The organism is Dictyobacter halimunensis, from assembly GCF_036245075.1.
The window spans coordinates 4,836,078-4,857,594 of record NZ_BSRI01000002.1 but is presented as its reverse complement, the minus strand read 5'-3'; the positions used below and the strand labels follow the sequence as shown (position 1 = coordinate 4,857,594).

Here is a 21,517-nt window from a genome sequence, read left to right as displayed (position 1 = left end):
GGAGAAAAGCGGGCACGGGAGGGGAACTATGGGACGACAATTGCGGGTCATGGTGTTGGACACTTCGGTCACTTCGCGTAAGATCCTCGAGGTAATCATCAGCCGAGAGGGCCACCGGGTCACCAGCTTCGGAGATCCTGCGGAGGCGCTGTGCTTTCTCCACCACTACGGTCCCGCCGACCTGCTCTTCCTGAGCATGGATCTCCCCGGGATGGGTAGTATTGGCGTGCTGAAGTATCTGAGGGAAGAACCCAGCTTCCGTTCGGTGGTTCCTATTGCCCTCCTCGGCAGCCGCGATGGGATCCTGCGTGGCGTGCGAGCCCGCGTATCGGGCGCCCAGCGGGTGGTGAAGAAACCCCTGGTACGGGCGCAGATCGTTTCCCTCGTGTCCGGGACGCCCGTTAGAGCACACTCGTTAGGGATCGGCACACCAGGTGATCTGCAGCTGGTTGTCAGGAAGGAGTCGGATTGATGAAAAAAACAGAAGAAACCTATGTGCACGCACCGGAGGTGGCAGAGCGCCTCTCCTGGCTGCGCGGGCAGCTTCTCTCCTGGTTCGGGGGTAAGGGGCGTTCCTTCCCGTGGCGCGATCACGGTAGAGCGCCTTACGAGGTCGCCATCGCAGAAATCCTGTTGCAGCGCACGACCGCCACCGGTGTCGCACGGGTCTACCCCGGACTCATAGAGCGCTATCCTTCATGGGAGACCCTCGCGCAAGCGCCCCTGGAAGATCTGGAGCGCGCGCTGAGGCCGCTGGGGCTCTGGCGGCAAAAGGCACAGGCATTCCAACGCCTTGCGCAGTCGCTCAAAGAGCACGAAGGGGGCATTCCCCGCTCGCGCGCAGAGCTCGAGGGCCTGCGGGGAGTCGGCCCCTACACTGCCAGTGCCCTGCTGGCCGTGGTATATGGACAAGACGAACCTCTCCTCGATGTGAATATGGCCCGACTTCTAGATCGCTTCTTCGAGCGGCCCGAGGACGCTGGAGTGGGCCGCGATCGCTCGCTTAATCAGCTTGCCCGACATTTAGTCAGCGGAGAGCGCAGCCTACAGGTCAACTGGGCGGTCCTGGATTTCGGGGCGCTTGTGTGCAAAGCCAGGCGGCCGCGTTGCCAGGAATGCCAACTGCAGAGCAGGTGCCAGCACGCCCTCTCGCGGGCTACCCCCACCTCAAATACTCTTTCAGGCTGACAAAGCGCTGGTCGCCGATAATGATGTGATCGACCAGTTCTATATCGAGGATGCGTCCGGCCGCGACAATCTGCTCCGTGCTGTCGATGTCTTCCCGGGAAGGGGTAGGGTCGCCGCTCGGGTGGTTGTGGCAGAGGATAATACCCGGGCAGTTGCGGATGATGGCGGGACGAAAAATCTCGGCGGCACGCAAGACAGAGCTGTTGACCGTCCCGTGATACTGACTGATGTTCCCCACGACCTGGTTTTTCGTGTCCAAAAGCAGGATGCGCAGTTGCTCGTGGTCTAAATATGCCATCTCTAGCATGACCAGGTTTGCCGCGTCAGTCGAGGATCTGATGCGGTAGCGTTCGTCTGGCCGCAACATGCTCAGCCTCCTTCCGATCTCGAGTGCGGCCATTACCTGCGCGGCCTTGGCCTCTCCGAGCCCGTACTCATGGCAGAGCTCGCCGAGGTCGGACCGCATAAGGCCACTCAGCCCACCGTACTTGGTAAGGATCCGGTTGGACAGTTCAAGGACACTCCCCTTTTTACTGCCCGTGCGCAGGATGATCGCGAGCAGTTCTACGGTGGAGAGTGCCTGTGCTCCAAAGTGGTGCAGACGTTCTCTCGGTCGCTCGTGACTGGGCAGTTCGCGCACGGTCAAATGGCGTTCTCGCGCACGGTCAGGAACCTCCGATGAAACCTTTTCGGGGTGGTACATGCTGATCGTCCTCCATTTCCGGAAAAATCCCTTAACGCACTATTCCCGAAAATCGGGGTAAAAGCGGAAGCGTCGGGGTGAGCGAACTGCTCCAAATCCCTTTTAGAGAAAGGAGGACAAGCCGCCATAGCTGTTGTCGCTCATGGATGCGATGTTGATGAACCCACACGTGCCATGCCACGGTGCCGGGGATATGTACGGATCGGGCACCGTGGCATGGCACATTTGCCGCTTCGGGGAGAACGTTTTTACACCTGTCGCTCCGAGGCTTCGAGGACGAGGCGCATTGCTCTCCCCTCGCCAACCAGCTGCGCGAGGCGTCCATAGTGCCCCCCTATATTCTCCATCCGGGCGGTGATGAAGCTGTGTTTCGACCCTCCTGTGCACAGGCCCGTTAATCCCCGCTTCGCTGCGCTGTACTCCGCTTCGATTTGGCGCAGGAGCTGCGCTACTTCGCTTTGATTCTCTTGCATCATCGTTACATTGGCTCTCCTTCCCCGCTTTCAGTCGGGGAAGAAATCGCGCCTCCTTTCCCTGTTTCTGCTTGTGTTCGTGGCCCTGACAGAGAACCGTTTGGGTCAGGGGTTCCAGCGGTTTTCTCTATCCGCTGTCCCTTTAATGGTAACAATCCGCCCTCTTTCCTCCACCGATGATACTCAACATATCCTCTTGTGAAATCTCGACTTTCTCACGAGTAGGAACCTCGACATTGGGGTAGGCATGCTATATGCGTGAAATTTTGGGGAGACATGTTCATGTCGAGCGATGGCCGTGATCGGAGGTAGCCACACTACAAACCTATCTTAACCAGCCTGTGGAGAGCGTTGACGATATCTTGGAGACGATGTGAAGACTCCCCAACTGGAGGTGTGTGTAGACACCCATGTATGGCGGGTCAGCAAACGTCTAGGCCTGATCGGCCCTAAGGTGAATGCAGACCAGGCTCATGTCGTCTTCGCCAAAATCACGCCACCCGACTGGGTCTATGGCCTCCACGTCGGCCTGATCCGTCATGGCCGCCAGATCTGCCACGCCCAGCGGCCAAAGTGCGGAGAGTGCCCCCTCTACGCGCAGTGCGCCTATGTCGGCAGCGTCAACCCTCAGGAAACGGGGATATCTTAACCAGACACTATGGATCACAACCAGTTCTCCCTGACGCGTGAGCACAGCTTTGACATCATATGACCGATTATATATACTAAATTAAAAATTGGGCATCTAGTCCCTATTGTATGAGAAAAGAAGATGTCGATAACAGAATCTCCTTTAGCAATTACTGTCCTTTCAAGAGCAAAAAAAATGCTACTCGTGAACGCTGGAAGATGGCGTTCTCATATCCGATTACTATGCTGAACGATCTCCTGCACCGCTCCTGTAGATGAAATAATACGTTTTGCGACCATCCAGTAGCCACGCTCATTCGATTGGAAACTAACTGATGACTGCAGAAGCAACAAATAGCATCAATATTTACTACTGTTATGCATCTGAAGATAAAAAATTACAAAGCGAACTCAATAAGCACCTCAGGCCGTTAATACGGCAGTATCGGCTTAAAATCCACGATGAGAGTGATATTAGCCCGGGTGTGGAGTGGGAAAAGGAGATTCAAGCCATGATTGATGCGGCGCATGTCATCTTATTGCTTGTTAGTCCAGATTCTCTGTCATCAGCCGATATTTACGAAAGAGAAATACCACGTGCCATGCAGAGACATAAAGCTGGAGAGGCCTATGTCATTCCGGTTATCCTGCGCCCTGTCGATTGGCAAGCAGCCCTGTTCAGCAATCTTCCGGTCTTGCCTAAAAATGCACAGCCTGTGATTACATGGCCCAATTATGATGAAGCATTTCTGGATATCGCCAGGGGCATCCGCAAAGTGATTGATAAAATCAAGGAGAAACAGGCGAGGTCATTACTAAATATAGAGGATCAAGTGCCTACTCCTTCCATTAAAGAGAGGATTCTTCAGATTCTCTACGAGAAACGCTCTGATCCAACGTTCGATGGAGAAGATCTGGCTCATCTCATAGGTAAACCATGGCATGAGATCCAGTCCGATGTGACTGATTTAGAAGATAAAGGCTATATCGTTACAAAACAAAACCAGATAATGACACGGATCCTTCGTAGACCGCGCATTACCGCAACGGGAGTTCATTTTTTCGAAAGCGGAATGCACCCTTTTGTGTAGTGAAACCTGAGTTTTCGCAACATATTCTGGCTGGACCACCATCAAATGTAGTTCTATCTATTTTTTATTACCAGAATTTAAGCTGTTCGGGAGATAGGCTAGTGGAAGAAACCAACTTTGAAGTATTTACTTTAACACATATGCCTTCGTTCATCGCAGTTAATTATCATCGTCTGCTCGAGACACAAGAACCACAGGAACAGGTTACGCTGCAATTACATATCTACAACCTTGTGCTTCATGCCTTAACCATCAATCTCGTAAGTCAATATCTTTTTCACGACCGCGATCTTCTGTTGAGTGATACTTATTTAGACAAACTCCTGGAGCAAAATTTTTCTCACTTAACGTCAGATGCCTGGGAAAAGATTTTCTTTGCCACCTTGCGAACCTACAAAGATAATCGCGATCTTATCTTCATGCCAGAACTGTATGATTTCTACTGGGATACCTTAACTTACCCTCATAGAGAACGAACTGAAGTAAAAGCGCCCTTCAACCGGCTGACCAAAGCAACCCAGGATCTCCTGTTGGAGCAACGGTCACGAGACAATGCCTATTGGCAAATGTTAGCCCAGGAGTTACATGAACACCTGCGTAAAATCCTGAAGGCGCTCTCCTTCATTGGTCAGTATGACTTCATCCTTGTACTTGCTCAGGACGAGCAGTCCTATACCTTCGAATTGCACAAAGGCATACAGGTTCAGAAGAGTCAGAGATCTTTGCCTCAATATACAGCTCTGACCAATGGGCAGTTCTACTTACGAACCGCTACAGAAGATTTTCTCTCCCTCCATCCACTACTGGCCTTTTTGGGCGATGCCATCGAATCAATAAATATAGGAGTATTTGATCGCTGGGTTGAGCATCGATTGAAATATTTAGTGCCTGCCCCGGCTCAAAGCTACCTCGATGAGAAGTATTTCAAGGATTTCGTCTATTTGATACTGGACGCCATAGAAAACACCAGGCAAGAACGTCAGAAAGCTGAACAGCTGACATGGGAAGAATTGCACGATATTTGCGAGAAGATTACCGCTGGACGGATGGCAACTGTACAAAGCAAGTATCATCACAAACTCTATCTCCAGCGTGACACAGTCCAACAACACATACAGACCTTCTTAGCAGATCCGAGGAAACGTGGTTTTGTCCTGGTAGGTAAGTCGGGGGTAGGTAAGAGCAACTTTCTGCTTGCTTTCGCCGAGGAACTGCAACAGATACGACAGGATGTCTGTGTACTCATGTATGATGGGGCGAACCTGCCTGTGAGCTCTTCCACACTCACGGACATTATCAGCCAGGATTTTAGCGATTACCTTCAGCAACCTATACCACAGGTCTGGCAAGAAATCTCTAAGATCGATGGTATCAACGATCGACAGATCATTTTGTGTGTAGATGCCGTGAATGAGAATCCAGATGCCGCAAAATTGTTGCGCCAACTCGATGAACTTGTCCAAAAAAACTCCTGGCAGTGGCTCAAGGTTGTGCTGAGCTCTCGTCCCGAGACATGGAAAGAGATCAAGCGGGGAGTAAAACTCGCCGAGGCACTCTATTATCGAGATCCGGTCAATGAAACAGCGATCGTAGAATTAGAATCGTTCAGTTACTCCGCGCAGATGGACCCGTTTACCCAACAGGAACTCTCTGAGGCTTATAGCAAATATGAGCAGGAATTCAAACTCAAAACGCCCTATCGGGCATTGTCATATCAATTACGGGAGGCATTGCGAGATCCGCTGCAGTTGCGATTACTCGCAAAGACTTACCGCGAACAAGCTATTCCCGAGCATGTGACCGTTGCTACCCTGATCGAACAATATATCCATACCGTCCTGGATAGAAAGGAGCAACGGTTTTTAGAACAACAGCTGGTCTCGCTGATGGTGAGAGAGAACGACTACAGCAATGCGGTCTCCGAGGCCGAGCTTGATGCGGCTGGTGGCGCACTCTATGAATTGATCTACAACGACCAGTTGAATCAGTCGTTTCGTGCCCTGTTGGATGCCGACATTCTTGTGCTTCAAGAGCAGGGGCGTGAACAAAAAATCGCATTCAAATATGAACGATTCTATGAGTACTTCGCGGGTAAGAGACTCGCAAGCCTTTGTAAAGCTCAGACTGATCAATACACCTTTTTCCTCGACTTGATTGATGAGGTAAACAGCAAGAAGGGAACCACCAGCAAACCATTTCTGTGGGGAGCAGTCAGAAACGCGCTAACAGAGGAGGCCAGGAAGTCAGACGTTGAGACATTTGTGAAGCTGTGCCACACGACAAAGCAACATGTCAAAGAAATGATGGTCAATGTGCTCATCAACCTCGGGACTGGTGATCTTGAGCAAGTTGAAAATATTCTGAGGTATCTGCTCCCTCAGGAAGAAAAAACCGGCGGGATACAGAAGATTCGGCAGATGGTGAAAAAATCTACGGAGGGAGCCGATCTCCGGACACGCAATGCTCGAAAAATCGCCATCGAGGTTGCCAGCCAGTTGAAGTTGAGATGGGTTCTGCAAACTGCAGCACTACAAGCAGATTCGGATGTGAGGGCGGTGGCTGCACGCTATACTTACTACCTCTGGCAGCGCGATCAAGCAGCGGGATTTGAGATCATTGAATACCTGGCGAAGATGGCCATGAATGGTCTGGTTCCACATTTGATGGCTTGTGAGTCAGTGGTTGTCCTGTCGGTAGTCATCTTCTTCGACCACTATCAGAATACAGTGATTCTCAGCAGATTACACGACATCTGGCATGCGATGATTGCCAGATTGTTTCGGATTCACGAGAGCAGCAGTCCATGGAAGAACGTCACCCGAAACTTCGTCCGTGAGCAGATTATCTCCTCCGCCATTACTGTTGCTTTCCACCTGATTCGTGAGTTGCCTACCTACAATATGGTGAGCTATCCGGTCCTTGAGTCTTTTTTTAAGCTTGAGGAAGAAACAAAGGCCCTTTATAGAAATCTGATTCACTACCTGGATATAGATGGGGACTATTCCAGAGAGCAGATGGAGCAGGATTACCTTGCCGCGCTTAAGATTGACAATGTCCTGGTAATGCTGACTGTCACGCTGGGGCTTACAGCACATGCATGTGCCGCCCCTCATAGCTTTTTGCCCTTTCTCAAACAGCTCTTTGAAGCCGCGAAAAGCGATGTTGCATCCTACCCTTATGTGGCTATGATTAATCATGTGGCTCCTGATGTTTTAGATCGCGATCCAACAAATGATGAGATGTTTGACTTTTTCGTGTATACCACCGAGATCGCCCGAGAATGCTACACGCGCCATCCCGAAAAGCACCATAGCCGTAGCTCTGAAGCTCCACAAATACTATCTACAGCACCTTATATTCTCCATCAATATAGAAGAACAGGAATAGTCAGAACCGCCTGGCTAGAAGCGCCTATTCTAGCAGCGCTTTCCCAGCGTAATCTCAAATACTTTGAGATCATGCTTAGTACGGATTTACCGTATGTAGGAATTGATAGGCAAGAGCCACATGCAGCCCTGGAGGCTCTGGAGGTGTTTTTCAAAAGCGGAGATGTTCAGATCAATCATATGATCCAGGTGTTTTTGTCTCGCTTGAATATCTACTATCCCGATGCAGTGGATGAGTTTCTGGAGACGCAAGGAGCATCCGAGGAGTTTTGCTTGCAGGTGCGCACACATGAGCCCAGCGAAAAGGTCGGTGACCTGATTGCACAAAAACCCTGGTTTTTCGCACGTGATGGTTTATTATTGAGCCCATCGAAGTTGCGGTTGCAATTCTTAGATCTTTTTGAGAAAGCTGCTGAATGCAAAGATGCACGCACGTGGATAGAATATATGTTTCGCGAGTTAATAAATATGGTTTACGGGAGACAGATCTTACGCCAATCGAAATAGAAAGCGCTACCTTTCTTACATAAAAATATTACCAAAAACGAGAATTTCTCTCCCTTGTGTTATATGAGCCATCCCTCTAACATCGAAAAATCTGAGATGGCTCACAACAACACATAGAAGATAAAGAATGCTAAGTACTTACACTAGCATAACAGATATCAACCTATATTAACCAGCCTCTGGAGGGCGTTGACAATATCCTGGAGACGATGTGAAGAACCCTCAACTGGAGGTTCGTGTAGACACCCATGTATGGCGGGTCAGCAAGCGTCTAGGCCTGATCGGCCCGAAGGTCACCGCCGACCAGGCCCACACAGTGTTTGCGAAGATCGCGCCGCCCGACTGGGTTTACGGCCTGCACGTCGGCATGATCCGTCACGGTCGGCAGGTGTGCCACTCCCAAAAGCCAAAGTGCGGTCAGTGCCCCCTTTCCGTGCAGTGCGCCTACGTTGGCAGCGTCAACCCGCAGGAGACTGAGATTTCTTAATGGGAATTCTACTCATTACAAGCAAAGCAAAATCAATAATCGCTAGCCTCCATATTAAGGAAGATTTTGGTAACTACTCAGGTCCCAGGCTACGAATGCATGCGGCCTATTGTTCTGTGGATCAGGCTTGTGCTATACTGACTCAGCTACCTGACATAACACGCTTGTCAGTGGCTTTCTCCGTATTGTTGCATAGTATGGAAGGAGGAATGGTTCTGTATGAATGATGTTCTCCGCGCATTGACGAGGCAATAATTCTCCGGGTGACGGAAACGCACCGATTGGCCCTGCCTGGAGAAATGCTGTCGATGAGCAGGTCTGTTGCGCGCCTGCTCACTCATTTTTTGCTCCCCCACGGGTAGATTTTCCTGGCGACGCATGACAGACCAGGAAATACATCATGCCCTGGAGTACAATCGTTCAAAGAATTCACGTGTGAAAGGAACCATCCTTTGAATCAACTGAAATACGGAACCATTTCTCATCAAGGTTTGCCCTACAATAACCCTTTCAGTGTGGAGAAAATAGAGGCGGTCATCGAACTCCTCGGTCTCAGTGATCAGGCAATCGTTCTCGATATCGGCTCAGGAAGGGCTGAGTTGCCTATCCGCCTCGTCGAGCGCTACCAGGTCAAAGCACTGGGGCTGGAGTTTGATTCATCCTATGTTCAGGAAGCGCTAGAACAAGCTGCTAAACGTATTCCTACCGGCAAACTCGGAACTCCGAGCGTGTGACGCAAAGACGTTCGAGTCCGAACCGGATGCATTTGACCTGGCGAGTTGTCTGGGAGCCTGCCATATCTATGGCGGTTTTCGACCAACGCTGGAGCGTCTAGCACACTACGTCCGTCCGGGTGGATATGTGCTGATGGGAGATGGCTACTGGAAGCAGGAACCGTCTCAAGAGTACCTGACTGCTTTAGAGACGACGAGCGACGAGTTCCAAACGCACGCAGACAATGTGGCGACAGGAGTTTCCCTCGGCCTCGTGCCGATGTATGCCTGTGTCTGTAATGAAGACGAATGGGACCGCTTCGAGTGGCTCCGGATGCATGAGCGCTTTGCCTACCGCCAGCCTGATGACCCTGACCTGCCAGCTCTTATCGCGCAGCTTCACTCCTGGCGCGATGTCTACCTGCGCTGGGGGCGTGACACGCTGGGATTTGGGTTGTATCTGTTTCAAAAATAGCTTTCACATGCATTCCTAAACAAAGCGATCAGTGCCTCAGCGGTTGACCAACCGCTGAGGCACTGTAGAAGAAAGAGATAACAGGCAATGCAATCGCTCTTGCAAGATATTCTGCAACCTGCAACAACTATTTTGCTGAGGGCTATCGACGCCACCTTGAAGAGCAATACCATGCTCTTCAAGGTGCGTTCAGAGCAGATCATTACAAGCAGCAATACTCAGGAGATCCTCAAGCAGTTCTTACAGAGTCCATTATTTCGTGACATGTTTCTCGAAGTTGATCGACTCCGTGAGCTACTCTCCTATTCAACATGGGATTTTATCGATGGGGAACCTGTTCAGCTATTTCCGTCAGGGAACCCGGTGCTAGAGCCATTGCAATTGATACTGACTCCAATGGACGAGCAGAGCCTCGCTGAACGACTCCATTGGATGCTCACAAGCGCAGACAGTCCATACCAGAAACAGGTCAGCGAGCAACGTGCCCAGGAGATCCTCCGAGACTTCTTCTGGGAGGTGTTTACGCGCCAAAGCTGGCCGCTTGAGCAGCCGCTTGTCCAACAATTCTGGCATGACCATCCCTGGTCATTTTATGCCGTCGCTCCCAACTTTTTACCCTCAACCGGCTATTATTATGCCTCTGAAGAGTATGAGCTTCCCGACTTTGCCTAACCGATCTTTCACTCTGTTTCTCCTTGCAGAGGCGGCCCAACCTCGATGATCCCATAGCGCTCACCGACGCGACGGAGCGCTTGTTGGTCGACTGGCTCAGACATTAAGACAGCACCGACTTCCTCAAAGTACGGACGCATCCTCCCTGCTGGCAGCGCCTCGATGAGCATCTGGCCATCTTCCGTCCCTATATTGCAGAAGGCATGGGCCATCCCCCGAGGAACGAAGATCCATGCGCCCTCAGTGGCTTTTACGGTGTGCTCTGCGACTTTGATCAGAAACGTTCCTTTTACAATCCAGAAACACTCATCGAACTGGGCATGCTTATGCTCCGGTGGTCCCATCTGTGGTGGAATCACTTCAAACCAGGTATCCACCACCCCATTGGTCGTCTCTCCCGTCGTTTTCCACACCTGGTACCAGGTCTGAGAAAGAAACGTTCTCTCTCCCTGCTCGAATTCCTGAATAATCGGACGAATAGCATTCTCTGTCATCTGACTTCTCCTTTCGCTCCATATATGGAAGCAAACATTTGTTCAAAAAAAATGCACGGACCTGAACACGACGCAATGACGGATCTGAATGACATCGCCATAGACATGAACTTGTATGGCGCGCATGGTTGACATACGCATGTTGCTTTTCCTGAAGAAAACACCTGGGGGATGGCAGACTTATGCCGGGAGGGGAAAGGCGTTGGAGTCTTTCAGCCACATCTCCAGCGTCTTCAATGGTGGATAAAGCTGACGCAGGGTCGCGATGTCGGCCCGATACCCGGCCTCATTGAACCAGGCAAACATCTTCCCGTTATCAAAATTAACTCGGAGCATTTGTTCTACCGGCACTTCAATAAAGCGCAGAGGTTTGCCCAAAACACGCTGGAAGACCTCGGTGATCTGGACAGGTGTGAGTTCATCGCCTGCGATTTCGATCTCTTTATCAAGGAACGCCGTCTTCTGCTCGAAAGCCAGGGCGGCAAAGGCGCCAATATCATCAACAGCGATCATCTGTAACACCGTCTCTGGTCTCAGAGCTATCTTGATGCTCAATGTCTTGTCTGCTTCCTCTGAAACAAAGGAGCGAAAGTTGTCCATAAAAAAAGCGGGACGGAGAATAGTGACGGGTAAACCACGTTCATGGAGATAGTTTTCCACGTGCCATTTGCTCTCGAAGTGAGGGATACCGCTCTCGCGTTCTGCTCCTCCTACCGAACTATACACAAAGTGGGAGACACCTGCCTCTTTCGCAACATCGGCGACAGCCTTTCCTTGACGTTCCTCAACCTCAACACCTGCCTCAGTGGATGAAAGGGCACAAAAAACGCCGTAGACGTTCGCCATCGCGGTACGAAGGGATACGAGCTGATTGAGATCTCCTTGAACAAGTTCGACCCCCTGACGTTTGAGATCCTGTGCAGCGTCTTTATTGAGATCGCGTACAAGCGCACGGACCTTCCAGCCAGCGGCCAGTAAATGACGCGCTACGGCACCTCCCTGCTGACCAGTGGCTCCCAGGACAAGAATATGACGATTTTGTATGTTTGACATGCTATCTCCTTTATCAGTAATATTTTTTGGCAGTACATACTTGAGCGTAAAAAAGTGTTTCAGATAGAGTGCGCATCTTATGAAAAGAGATGAACACCTGCTGAAACGACCTTTCCATCATATCTTGACGAGAGAGAGAGAAACAAGACATAATGAAGCATGGATCCATAGACCCGAAGCTATCGTTGTGAAGGGAGAGAGCCAATAGACCTGCTTCAATTACGCTATTTCCGCGTGGTGGCACGCAGAGAGCACATGACGAAAGCGGCTGAGGAGCTCTTCATTGCTCAGCCTTCGCTCAGTAAAACGATTCGCCGTCTGGAGAAAGAGATAGGGGTTCCCCTTTTTGATCGGCAAGAAAGATCTCTTCAACTCAATCAGTTCGGTAAAGCGTTCCTTGAGCACATTGAGGCTATGTTTTATGAATTGGAAGAGGGGCAGCGCAAAGTCCGAGATATGGCCGGGCTCGAACAAGGAGTGGTTTCGCTGATTGCGGCTTCCCTCCCCTGGATTCCGGACCTGTTACACCGCTTCCAGGTCTTACACCCTTCCATTCACTTTCGCTTATCCCAATGCCCACTTGCTGAAATACCACAGCAACTCGAAACGGGTGCTTATGATTTCTGCTTCTTATCCACTCCGCTCGCCAGGTCTGGCATCAAATGGAGACCCTTGCTGACCGATGAAATTCTCCTGGTCGTCCCCAGCACACATCGACTTGTCGGACAGAAGCATATCCCTTTGCGCGAAGTCGCCCGCGAAGCCGTGGTGATTGAAAAAGTTGGCAGTGGTCTGCGCGACCTGATCGATACATTTTGTCAGCAAGCAGGCATTACTCTTTCCATTTCTTACGAAATAGATGAGCCTGCGATGCTCTATGAATTCGTCAAAGCTGGACTTGGTGTGGGGTTTACGCCTGCTATGATGAAGAAACAGGCCAATGAGCAACTCTTATCATGCATTCATCTAACAAATCCCACCTGTAAGCGTACTCTTGGCCTCGCATGGCAGGAGAAGCATTATCTCTCTCAAGCTGCCCTGACCTTCCGCCAGTTTGTCATGGACTACTTTGCCAATCTGGAGCAAGGCATCTCCTAGTGGATCATCATAACCACAATAAAATTACAAACCAATCTTAATCAGCCTCTGGAGAGCATTGACGATATTATGGAGACGATGTGAAGAACCCCCAACTGGAGGTGTGTGTAGACACCCATGTATGGCGGGTCAGCAAGCGTCTAGGCCTGATCGGCCCAAAGGTCGACGCCGACCAGGCCCACACCGTGTTTGCGAAAATCGCGCCGCCCGATTGGGTCTATGGTCTGCACGTCGGTATGATCCGCCACGGGCGCCAGATATGCCATACTCAAAAGCCAAAGTGCGGCGAGTGCCCGCTCTACGCACAGTGCGCCCACCTCGGCAGCGTTAACCCGCAAGAGACGGGGATATCTTAGGAGAATACTCCTTAACATCCTAAACATGTATGGCTTTACGCAACGTCAAAGGTCTTTATCTCTTCTTCCCAACCTGGACGGCCTGTAAGATCAGTTGGGCAACATCAACTGGATGTGACACAGGTGAGGCATGGCTTGATGGAATTTCTATGGTCGTTGCATGCATACGCCTGGCCAACCATCGTTCAAGATTGGGGTCGATCGTCTGATCATAGAGCGATACAGCATACCACGAAGGCAGACGTTGCCAGGCAGCTGGACCCGATTTGCCTGTGAAGCAAGACGGCTTGATCGGTTTCTGAGAAACCGCAAGGACATGTGCCTTAGCAAGATCAATGTCTGCAACAAACGTTGGCGGAAAGTATGGTGGATCAAGCCATATAAAACCCTGACGATAGGATGAGACAAAGTGTTGCGCTCCGGGCGTTGTAGGATAGCGCCCACTGAGCTCAGCGGGCGATTCACCTTCTGCAGGTGCATGGGCCGCTATATATACGAGGCTGACAACGTTCGAGGCGTTTCCAGCTCCGGTAATCACTGCACCTCCATAGGAATGTCCAACAAGGACCACGGGACCGGAGACGGAAGCGAGAGCCTGGCGTGTCACGTCGATATCATCCGCTAGCGACGTAAGCGGTATCTGTACCGCCAGGGCGTGATGTCCTGCCTGCTGTAATATGGGCGTGACACCGCTCCAACTGGAGGCATCGACAAACGCACCATGCACGAGAACCACATTGATTCCCGATGATCTCCCGGAAGCGCTCTCAGTGTTTGTAGAGGTATTTTGTGGCTGTCCTCCTGACGCCAACGCACTTCTCACCGAAGTGAAGGACTCTAAACTAGAAGCAAGAGCTGTCGCAGCAGCCGCTCCGCCAAGGTGCCTGAAGAGTGTTCTCCGGCTCATAAAAGGGTGAGACGACGATAGCACAACGTTTTTCTTTGAAGGTCGGCAAGAAAATGGCATGGACATGCTCCTTAACCGCATAGTAGCTACGCTTAAGACGAAATTCAGGAAAACTCCTGGTCACTGCACATGTGCTCATTTCTCATGATTATGGGAGCCACGCAAGCTGCGGTGCGCTCAATAATCGGCTTACCAATGACCAGCAGAACGTACAAGCTATTATGCTGCGGTCGACATCTGGCCTTTTAAAATGAGATAACAAAACATGTCATTTGCTAGAACGTCTTTCACCTTGCATTAGTATATAATTAGCAGAAACTGCTCATCTCGCCTATCATCACACCTAAATAAATAAAGTACTTCAGTCTCTTATGCTTCAATCTGTTCTTAGTAGGTAGAAGCCTTGAAAAATATGTTTTTCTTTCTCGTCAAAATGGCATCTAACTGAGCAGAACAGGCGATTCAGGCACGATCTTAGAAGAAGGCTGTGCCGCAACCCACCACGTTTCGCCCATTCAATCAAATGATTTACAATCAGAGCACAGCTTTGAGTTCGTCAAGTGACTCTCGTATAAACTGTGACAGCTTTTGCTGGCCGTGTCTCACCCGTGAACTGAACAAGTCATAATGGCAGGAAGACTTTGCAAAGACACTCTCAGCTGCCCCTTACCTGTCGATCGTTCTCATCCGATGTTCCTTCCCTCTTTTGCCCAGGAAAAACCACATCATGCTAAAGCAGCCTCTGGAGGGCGTTGACGATATCCTGGGGGCGATGTGAAGACCCCCCGACTGGAGGTATGCGTAGACACCCATGTCCATCGTGTCAGCAAGCGGCTAGGCTTAATTGGTCCCAAAGTGAGTGCGGACAAGGCCCACACCGTGTTTGCGAAGATCGCGCCGCCCGACTGGGTCTACGGCCTGCACGTCGGTATGATCCGCCACGGGCGCCAGATCTGTCACGCCCAAAAGCCAAAGTGCGGCCAGTGCCCGCTCTACGCGCAGTGTGCCCACGTCGGCAGTGTCAATCCACAGGAGACAGAGATATCTTAAAACGAGGAAGTAACAGAGAATAATTCACTTCTTTGTGAAAATGTTAGCCCGTTGCGATCGTGCCATCTGCATTGATGTGAATAGTGACAGTACTTAAAGCCCTTGTAGCAGGGCCGCGGATGGCTTCACCTCCCTGGGCAGGATCGAATATGGCACCATGGGCAGGGCATACCAGGGTATGCGAGCCGCTATCATAATACACTGGCACTCTTTTATGCGTACATGCAGTTTCATAGGCCACAAAATTGCCGCCTGGTAGATGAATCAAGGTGCTAGCATCTCCATTTGCAGGGTTGGCAAATTGCGCGGCTGTATTGATGGCCATGCTGGTTGATCCAATCACTGTACCAGTAGGGACTGGCGTGGGAGGAGCGGTAGGGGCTGGCGTGGGAGGAGCGGTAGGCACCGTTGGTTGCGTTACCTGGAGTGGAGCAGTCGTTGGTTGTGCCTGAGGAATGGTTTGCGGAGTAGGCATAACGTCTTTTTTGACTACTTTTGTTGGTTCCGGAGTATTGCTGATTGCAGGTGTGGTAGCGGTGGGATGCTTTACATGTACTGTCGGTGAAGATGGTGATGGTTGAGGGCGAAACATATAGGCCATTCCGACGCTCCCAAGTCCCAATACTGCCGCGGTAGCTACGCCACCGGTCGCCAGTAGCGCTAGTACCTGACGGCGGCTCTTAACAGGCTTAGCAGTTTGTTGAATTCGTGGCGTCTTAATCGAACTGGCAGTGATCCCCTCGGCGAATGCTGCGGACGCCGCGGCATCCGTCTGCATAGATAGTTCCTGATTTACCCAGTCAAGCGTACCATCATTATTTTGAGCCACGGTTTGTTGGTCTGACTGTAGTGTAGGATGAGTGATAGGGGTATAAAGGGCCTTCTCAAATGCTCTGGCCAACTGATCAGCTGTTTGGATGCGTTGAGCGGGATCACGCTTTGTTGCTTGTTGTATTACAAGATCGATATGCGGCGATATTCCTGGTCGCAGACTGGAGGGAGCAGGTACATCAAACTGTACCCGTTGCTGTACATCATCCAGTGAATTGACCTTTTTAAAAGGAAGCTCGCCGGTTAAAAGCTCAAAAAGAAGCAAGCCGGTAGCATAGATATCGGCGAGTGGATTAGCCAGAGCGCCCTGGATAACCTCTGGCGCAAAATATTCGATTCCAGGCAGTGGCGTACTCGTGATACTTAAGAGATGTGGATAAGGAGAGAGCGCCATTTCAATACCCTGTATTCTACCGAGCCGGTTGAATCCAAAGCGCGCCAGGCGTACCTGTTTGTCTGCATCGAAAATCACATTGGCAGCGCTTATCGCGCCATGAGTCACACCTGTTCCATGGGCATAGTTCAAGGCTTCCGTCAGCGGTTTCACCACCTCTAGGACCTGTTCGGGAGAGAAATAGCCTTGATGATTTAATACGTGGGCAAGTGAAGTACCTGTAATCAAGGGTGTAACTGCATATGTATAGCCATCGTGATCGCCTACATCAAGCAACGGAAAAATATATGGATGGTCTAACTTGACCAGTATCGCCCCTTCTCGATAAAGCCGATCTATAAAGCGTTTGCGTGCACTTGCTGAGTACGTCTCCGGAAGGAAAAAAAGGGTCAAAAGGACGCTACGGCTATGCGTTTGCTGTTGAGCCTGGTAGACAGCGTTCCATTGTCCTTGCCCGACAAGACTCTCTAATTTATAAGGACCAAGGGTCTGGCCGATGAATTGTTCTCCCTGACTGAACGCTATCCGCATACAATTTCCTCATAACTCTTATCGTCGACTGCATATTCACAGTTGAAAATGTGCAGTTTAATTATATAGACCTTTCTATATATTTCAGCCTTTTAAAGATGGATATTGGCAAAAGAGTACTATGTTCACGCCTGAAAGTGGAAGAAGAACGTCTCCGTCTGGCACGAGATTTGCATGATCTGCCTGGGCAATCCCTCTCGGTTATCACCCTCAAAAGCGAACTTGCCAGGAGTTTGCTGGCCGAAGATCCCACCCGCTGTGCTCAGGAACTCTCTGAGATTGAACAGATCTCCCGCCGGACGTAGCGCTGCTGGACATTGAAATGCCTGGTGGCGGTGGCCTCCTGGCTGCTCACGCGTTGCAAGCGGCCAGGTCTGATCTTAATGCTCTGGCAGAACCTTCATCTTCACAAAATCGCGCGCACCCAGCATGCGCAGTGGAAGTCTTAAGATAGCGGGAAAGGCTTGCAGTCCCATGTCGGCCTCACTCACCTCAAACGCATCGCATTCGTATTCGCGCCCATGCCAGAGGATAGTACAGTGTCCCGCCGCCACGACATTGCGATACCAATCCACGGCGAATCCATACGTCAGCTCGATCACAAAACCATCCGCGACCGGCACGAGCAGCAGTGGAGTCGCATACGCTCGCCCACTGCGCCGCCCAACATGACGCACGACCGCAAAGGAACTATGAGCGGACCCCGCGAACCTCATCACCACTGGATTGACAGTCCGTTTACTAAACGTCCGCACGTGCTCCATGAATGGTCCACGATTTCCTAATAATGAAAAAACGATGAGAGGCGTTGTCAGCTCTAGCAGGCCCTCTATTGCGATAACATAAGCTATGGCTACTATATCAATATTCTTTATCCGCATACATTTCCCATCCGTGGTTGCATTCTCTTGTACTACGCTACAGTTGTGTAGTACAAGAGAATGCAACCACGGATGGGGTGATCCTGTCAACCAGTGCAGATGTACTACAGAGATATAGGGGCTAAAGCAAGCACTAAGTCAACAGCCACCGCTATAGGTAACATCACCATTTTGTGATTGGGGAACATACAGGGCGTATTGGATGAACGGATGCATCCTGATCATGGCATGAGCAAAAAGTGAGAAAGGCTTCAGCTACGCGAGGATCATACGCGCGACCGGTGCAGCATCGGATTTCGGCCCGCGCCTCAACTGGGGAGAGCGCCGTATGATAGGGTCTCGTACATCTTCATAGCGCCCCATTCGATCATGTATCAAGAAAGGCAATAATGTAGGTTCGGAACGCGGGCATGATCCGCCAGGGCCGCCGGGTCTGCTATGCCCGGCGGCCGGGGTGCGCCTACGTCGGAAGCGTCAACCCGCAAGAGACGAGGATCAGGTCAGTGCCAGCCGTCCGGCGTCCAGTTATCCTGACCCAGCAAGTAGGTGAGCGGCGTCTGTTGCGCGGCCTGAGCGGGCGTCAACTGGGGACGATTGGCATTGACTTTTGCGCCGGGACCCCGGTTGTCATATTCGGCATAGCGTACTGTACGCCAATAGACCGGTGGACTCGTCCAACTTTGCCAGGGGGACGATGAAATTGCGGCAGCCAACCAGGTATTACGCACCGTTACCTGCGCTCGGGCATCCGGCGTCGCGGGCCACGGTCGCCCGAGAAAGGAACTTCCCGCAGGGGCATCCGACCTGACGGTGCTGCGATCCACCAGGAAACCATACTGCTGCGCCGACGGCGTTGCGGCTGCGGTCATCTTCGGTCCGGTGCCCGACGTGTTCTTGATAAAGATCGTATCCCGATCAAAGACAGCGGTTGCCCGGCCAAAGATAAAATCTATGGTCCCCTCGACGTAGCTGTTGGTGAACAGTTGACGAGCGATACTCGTCGTGCTGGGTGAGTTCACATACAGCGTGTCCTGATTGCCCAGGAAGCGATCATGATCAAAGATCATCCGATCAGCCGCCGTCTTCACAGCCACCGCCTGATGCTGATTGGTCTCTGGATGTGACGCGGGATTAAAGGTGTTGGCGAAGGTAATGTTACGCGCCACAAAATCGTGGCCACTCAACGTAGCGGTCGCACTCCCGGAGGTGCCCAGCGTTCCACCATTTGGTGCGGGGCTCCCGGACCAGTTATCAAAGGCGATCACGGTATCTTCGGGTCGCGTAGTGCCCCCAAGGAGCGTGATATACGGTTTGGTGGAGGGAATATTAATGACTTCACGATAGGTACCGGCTTTGATGGCAATGATCACGTTCTGCGCATTGTTCAGGGGAACTGAATCAATGGCCGCCTGCACGGTGGTGAAATCCCCTTTCCCTCTGGCGTCCACGGTGATCAGGCGACCGGACCCGGCAAAGCTCTGGACAAGACCGGGCACCGCGGCAGTCGGATCGATGGCGAGATGGTACATCGGCGTCCAACTGGTATCATTGGTGAGATCAGGGTCGTTGGCCGCGTTATAGGCCGCCAGCAGATCTACCGGCTTCCCATTGACAAGATCCCCGGCGGTATGAATGGTCGTCCCTTTATACACGCCAATCACATTGCCAACCGGATAGCCAGACGGGAGTACATAATAGTTGTTCTGCGCATAGATATGGGATGAGAACCCCACGCCTAGCGCGTAGAGGAATTCGGGATTGGCCGCCTCATTGTAGTAGTTGTCATAGACATGCACCTGACCATAACGGACACGCGGCAAACGCTGAATGGTATTCTCGAATGCGTTATGGTGAACGGTCACACGAAGTTTTCCCACATCATACTTCGGGCTATCGGTAGAACCGATGAGCATGGTCTTATCGTGGTTCGTCAGACGATTCCAGGAGACGGTGACAAGGTCGGCCCCTTTCGTGATGTCGCACTCGCCATCATGCTGCTCATAGATGCGTCCATAGTAATAGGGTGCCTGACTATCGGGATAGGATCCATCGGTAAAGGAGTCATGATCGACCCAGACATGCGTTGCGCCAAGGATAGATAGATTGTCGTACGCGGAATTCCAGTTCCCGGTCGCGCCATCGGTGGGGTCCCACTGTGGGAAGCAATCGAAGGCATTCTGGAACTGGATATTGCGCACAATGACATTGTCCACGCCACTGACCATAAAGTTCGCGCCGATCACCTGAGCGCCACTGGCATCCCCTACGATCGTTGTGTTCGACGGAATGGAGATCACGACACGTTTGGCCTGATTGGCCTGAGACGCTTTGCGCGCATCCTCAAGGGGACCACTCGGCACGCTTGTACGCCCCCATACAGCGGGATCGTAGGCTTTCAGATACGCATCAAGGGAATACCCACCGGTGATGTAGTCATTGCAAGTTAGCGGCTTCCCCTGATCATCCTCGTTCCCGTTGATCACACCTTTGATATAGATAATCTTTGGCGCGGTACCGCCATTGCTCAGCGCCTGCACCAGTTGTTCGCGATTGGTCACGGTATAGACATGATCAAGGGTCGCGGTTGAACCGCCGCTAGTCCCCCCATCGGCGGATGCCCAACCATCATTAGCAGGCAGAGCCTGGCGACCCAGATCCAGCCCATGTGGAAGCGTAGCAGTTGGATTGTTCGCGCCAGCATTGGCGGGAGTGGCGCGCTCATGTGCTCCCGCAGCCTGGGCGCTTCCATAACTAGCGCCCCCGATGAGCAGAGCAATGAGCACAACCCCGATCTGAATCCATAGACGCGTTGGACGACTTATAAATGGACATCTCATACATAGCCCTCCATGGTTTGCTCGGACAAATCCTTTTGACGACACTAAGAAGGAGGAGCTGGTGCTGCCCTTTAACTCAGCACATCCTCGTGCTCCTGAGGCGGGCCGTGCGTGCGCCCACACGGCTCCACCAACATAGAAAGGTACGCATATATAAACACGACAAATGGACAACATGTCTACCGGCTTACAACTCGCCTTATCCCCCTTGCGAATTACCTGATTTCTATATAGCTGCGCCTTTGGATAAATGTGACCGATCACAATTTAGTATAACCGTATATTTCTCCAAAAGTCAATAATTGATCTACATGCGGGTGCATGTAGATTTTTGTGAAAATGTGGTTCACCAAACAAAGTATTAAAATCGAAATAGTACCTTGACAGACACAGTAATATAACGTATACTCTAACTACGAGGTGATGAATATGAGTGAGAACAAACTTACCTCCGACCTGCTACGCGGACATACCGATACGATGATTTTACGGCTCTTATCGGAGGCTGACCGCTACGGCTACGAGATTGTCAAGCTGATTGCTGAGCGCTCGGGTGGTGAATATGAATTAAAGGAAGCCACCATGTACTCGAGCGTCCGGCGGCTTGAGGTCGACGGCGATATCGAGTGGTATTGGGGCGATGAATCGCAAGGCGGTAGGAGGAAATACTTCCGGATTACGGAAAAAGGGAAAGCGACGTACGAGCGCAATAAAAGCAACTGGGAGTACGCCAAGCGCGTGCTAGAGAACCTCTTGTAAA

Annotated in this window: 22 protein-coding genes and 1 pseudogene; 14 read left to right on the top strand and 9 right to left on the bottom strand. The window is 51.3% G+C overall.

The genetic code is table 11. The features are described 5' to 3' along the window. Window positions 1-28: 28 nt before the first annotated feature. Together AABA21_RS34025 and AABA21_RS34020 are read left to right on the top strand one after the other, a co-directional pair. The gene (locus AABA21_RS34025; protein ID WP_338257135.1) at window positions 29-472 is read left to right on the top strand and encodes a response regulator; all 444 of its coding nucleotides are present in this window, start codon (window positions 29-31) and stop codon (window positions 470-472) included. Continuing rightward, entirely contained in the window at window positions 472-1,188 is a 717-nt protein-coding gene (locus AABA21_RS34020) for an endonuclease III domain-containing protein (protein WP_338257133.1), read from the top strand. The genes AABA21_RS34025 and AABA21_RS34020 overlap by 1 nt, the downstream gene beginning before the upstream one ends. Here AABA21_RS34020 and radC read toward each other — a convergent pair. Next, the gene (gene radC / locus AABA21_RS34015; protein ID WP_338257131.1) at window positions 1,157-1,891 is read right to left on the bottom strand and encodes a RadC family protein; all 735 of its coding nucleotides are present in this window, start codon (window positions 1,889-1,891) and stop codon (window positions 1,157-1,159) included. The two genes, AABA21_RS34020 and radC, sit on opposite strands and share 32 nt — an antisense overlap. 248 nt (window positions 1,892-2,139) lie before the next feature. Next, window positions 2,140-2,367, bottom strand: a complete 228-nt coding sequence (locus AABA21_RS34010) for a hypothetical protein (RefSeq protein ID WP_338257129.1) — start codon at window positions 2,365-2,367, stop codon at window positions 2,140-2,142. Window positions 2,368-2,737: 370 nt separating this feature from the next. Here AABA21_RS34010 and AABA21_RS34005 point away from each other — a divergent pair, with 370 nt between their 5' ends. The 7 genes from AABA21_RS34005 (at window position 2,738) to AABA21_RS33975 (ending at window position 10,325) form a co-directional block, all read left to right on the top strand. Continuing rightward, a complete protein-coding gene (locus tag AABA21_RS34005; protein ID WP_338257128.1) occupies window positions 2,738-3,013 on the top strand; it encodes an endonuclease III domain-containing protein in 276 nt (91 codons plus the stop codon). 316 nt (window positions 3,014-3,329) lie between these two features. Next, window positions 3,330-4,085, top strand: a complete 756-nt coding sequence (locus AABA21_RS34000; RefSeq protein ID WP_338257127.1) for a toll/interleukin-1 receptor domain-containing protein — start codon at window positions 3,330-3,332, stop codon at window positions 4,083-4,085. A gap of 101 nt (window positions 4,086-4,186) precedes the next feature. Continuing rightward, window positions 4,187-7,978: an NACHT domain-containing protein gene (locus AABA21_RS33995; protein WP_338257125.1), complete on the top strand. Its 3,792-nt coding sequence runs from the start codon at window positions 4,187-4,189 to the stop codon at window positions 7,976-7,978. Window positions 7,979-8,189: 211 nt separating this feature from the next. Next, window positions 8,190-8,465 (top strand): endonuclease III domain-containing protein, encoded by a 276-nt coding sequence (locus AABA21_RS33990; protein WP_338257124.1) that lies wholly within the window; start codon window positions 8,190-8,192, stop codon window positions 8,463-8,465. A gap of 452 nt (window positions 8,466-8,917) precedes the next feature. After that, window positions 8,918-9,199: an SAM-dependent methyltransferase gene (locus AABA21_RS33985; RefSeq protein ID WP_338257123.1), complete on the top strand. Its 282-nt coding sequence runs from the start codon at window positions 8,918-8,920 to the stop codon at window positions 9,197-9,199. Window positions 9,200-9,332: 133 nt separating this feature from the next. Beyond that, window positions 9,333-9,653 (top strand): hypothetical protein, encoded by a 321-nt coding sequence (locus tag AABA21_RS33980; protein WP_338257122.1) that lies wholly within the window; start codon window positions 9,333-9,335, stop codon window positions 9,651-9,653. An 87-nt stretch (window positions 9,654-9,740) separates the two neighbouring features. Then, window positions 9,741-10,325: a hypothetical protein gene (locus tag AABA21_RS33975; RefSeq protein WP_338257121.1), complete on the top strand. Its 585-nt coding sequence runs from the start codon at window positions 9,741-9,743 to the stop codon at window positions 10,323-10,325. An 8-nt stretch (window positions 10,326-10,333) separates the two neighbouring features. On the opposite strand, the gene AABA21_RS33970 is transcribed toward AABA21_RS33975, so the two are convergent. Further along, window positions 10,334-10,819 (bottom strand): cupin domain-containing protein, encoded by a 486-nt coding sequence (locus AABA21_RS33970; RefSeq protein ID WP_338257120.1) that lies wholly within the window; start codon window positions 10,817-10,819, stop codon window positions 10,334-10,336. Window positions 10,820-10,999: 180 nt separating this feature from the next. Then, entirely contained in the window at window positions 11,000-11,872 is an 873-nt protein-coding gene (locus AABA21_RS33965) for an NmrA/HSCARG family protein (RefSeq protein WP_338257117.1), read from the bottom strand. Window positions 11,873-12,076: 204 nt separating this feature from the next. Here AABA21_RS33965 and AABA21_RS33960 point away from each other — a divergent pair, with 204 nt between their 5' ends. Both AABA21_RS33960 and AABA21_RS33955 read left to right on the top strand, forming a co-directional pair. Then, window positions 12,077-12,970, top strand: coding sequence for a LysR family transcriptional regulator (locus tag AABA21_RS33960; protein WP_338258518.1), 894 nt, complete (start codon window positions 12,077-12,079; stop codon window positions 12,968-12,970). Between the two features lie 80 nt (window positions 12,971-13,050). Beyond that, window positions 13,051-13,326, top strand: a complete 276-nt coding sequence (locus AABA21_RS33955; RefSeq protein WP_338257116.1) for an endonuclease III domain-containing protein — start codon at window positions 13,051-13,053, stop codon at window positions 13,324-13,326. A gap of 55 nt (window positions 13,327-13,381) precedes the next feature. Here AABA21_RS33955 and AABA21_RS33950 read toward each other — a convergent pair whose 3' ends face one another. Then, window positions 13,382-14,062, bottom strand: a complete 681-nt coding sequence (locus AABA21_RS33950) for an alpha/beta hydrolase (RefSeq protein ID WP_338257115.1) — start codon at window positions 14,060-14,062, stop codon at window positions 13,382-13,384. Window positions 14,063-15,007: 945 nt separating this feature from the next. Here AABA21_RS33950 and AABA21_RS33945 point away from each other — a divergent pair. Continuing rightward, window positions 15,008-15,283: an endonuclease III domain-containing protein gene (locus AABA21_RS33945; protein WP_338257114.1), complete on the top strand. Its 276-nt coding sequence runs from the start codon at window positions 15,008-15,010 to the stop codon at window positions 15,281-15,283. A gap of 43 nt (window positions 15,284-15,326) precedes the next feature. Here the strand turns inward: AABA21_RS33945 and AABA21_RS33940 are convergent, their stop codons facing one another. Then, a complete protein-coding gene (locus tag AABA21_RS33940) occupies window positions 15,327-17,039 on the bottom strand; it encodes a protein kinase domain-containing protein (protein ID WP_338257113.1) in 1,713 nt (570 codons plus the stop codon). A 98-nt stretch (window positions 17,040-17,137) separates the two neighbouring features. Here AABA21_RS33940 and AABA21_RS33935 point away from each other — a divergent pair, with 98 nt between their 5' ends. Then, entirely contained in the window at window positions 17,138-17,344 is a 207-nt protein-coding gene (locus AABA21_RS33935) for a histidine kinase (protein WP_338257112.1), read from the top strand. A gap of 75 nt (window positions 17,345-17,419) precedes the next feature. Here the strand turns inward: AABA21_RS33935 and AABA21_RS33930 are convergent, their stop codons facing one another. The 3 genes and pseudogenes from AABA21_RS33930 to AABA21_RS39605 form a co-directional block, all read right to left on the bottom strand. Then, window positions 17,420-17,920, bottom strand: coding sequence for a PNPOx family protein (locus tag AABA21_RS33930; protein WP_338257111.1), 501 nt, complete (start codon window positions 17,918-17,920; stop codon window positions 17,420-17,422). 500 nt (window positions 17,921-18,420) lie between these two features. After that, window positions 18,421-19,368 carry a pectinesterase family protein gene (locus AABA21_RS39610; RefSeq protein WP_479430365.1) on the bottom strand — a complete coding sequence of 316 codons (948 nt, stop codon included), beginning with the start codon at window positions 19,366-19,368 and terminating at the stop codon, window positions 18,421-18,423. Between the two features lie 12 nt (window positions 19,369-19,380). Further along, window positions 19,381-20,757 (bottom strand): annotated as a pseudogene (locus AABA21_RS39605) (pectate lyase family protein); the annotation flags it as partial. 429 nt (window positions 20,758-21,186) lie between these two features. On the opposite strand from AABA21_RS39605, the gene AABA21_RS33920 reads away from it, so the two are divergent. Further along, window positions 21,187-21,516, top strand: a complete 330-nt coding sequence (locus tag AABA21_RS33920; protein ID WP_338257107.1) for a PadR family transcriptional regulator — start codon at window positions 21,187-21,189, stop codon at window positions 21,514-21,516. The last annotated feature ends 1 nt before the right edge of the window (window position 21,517 follow it).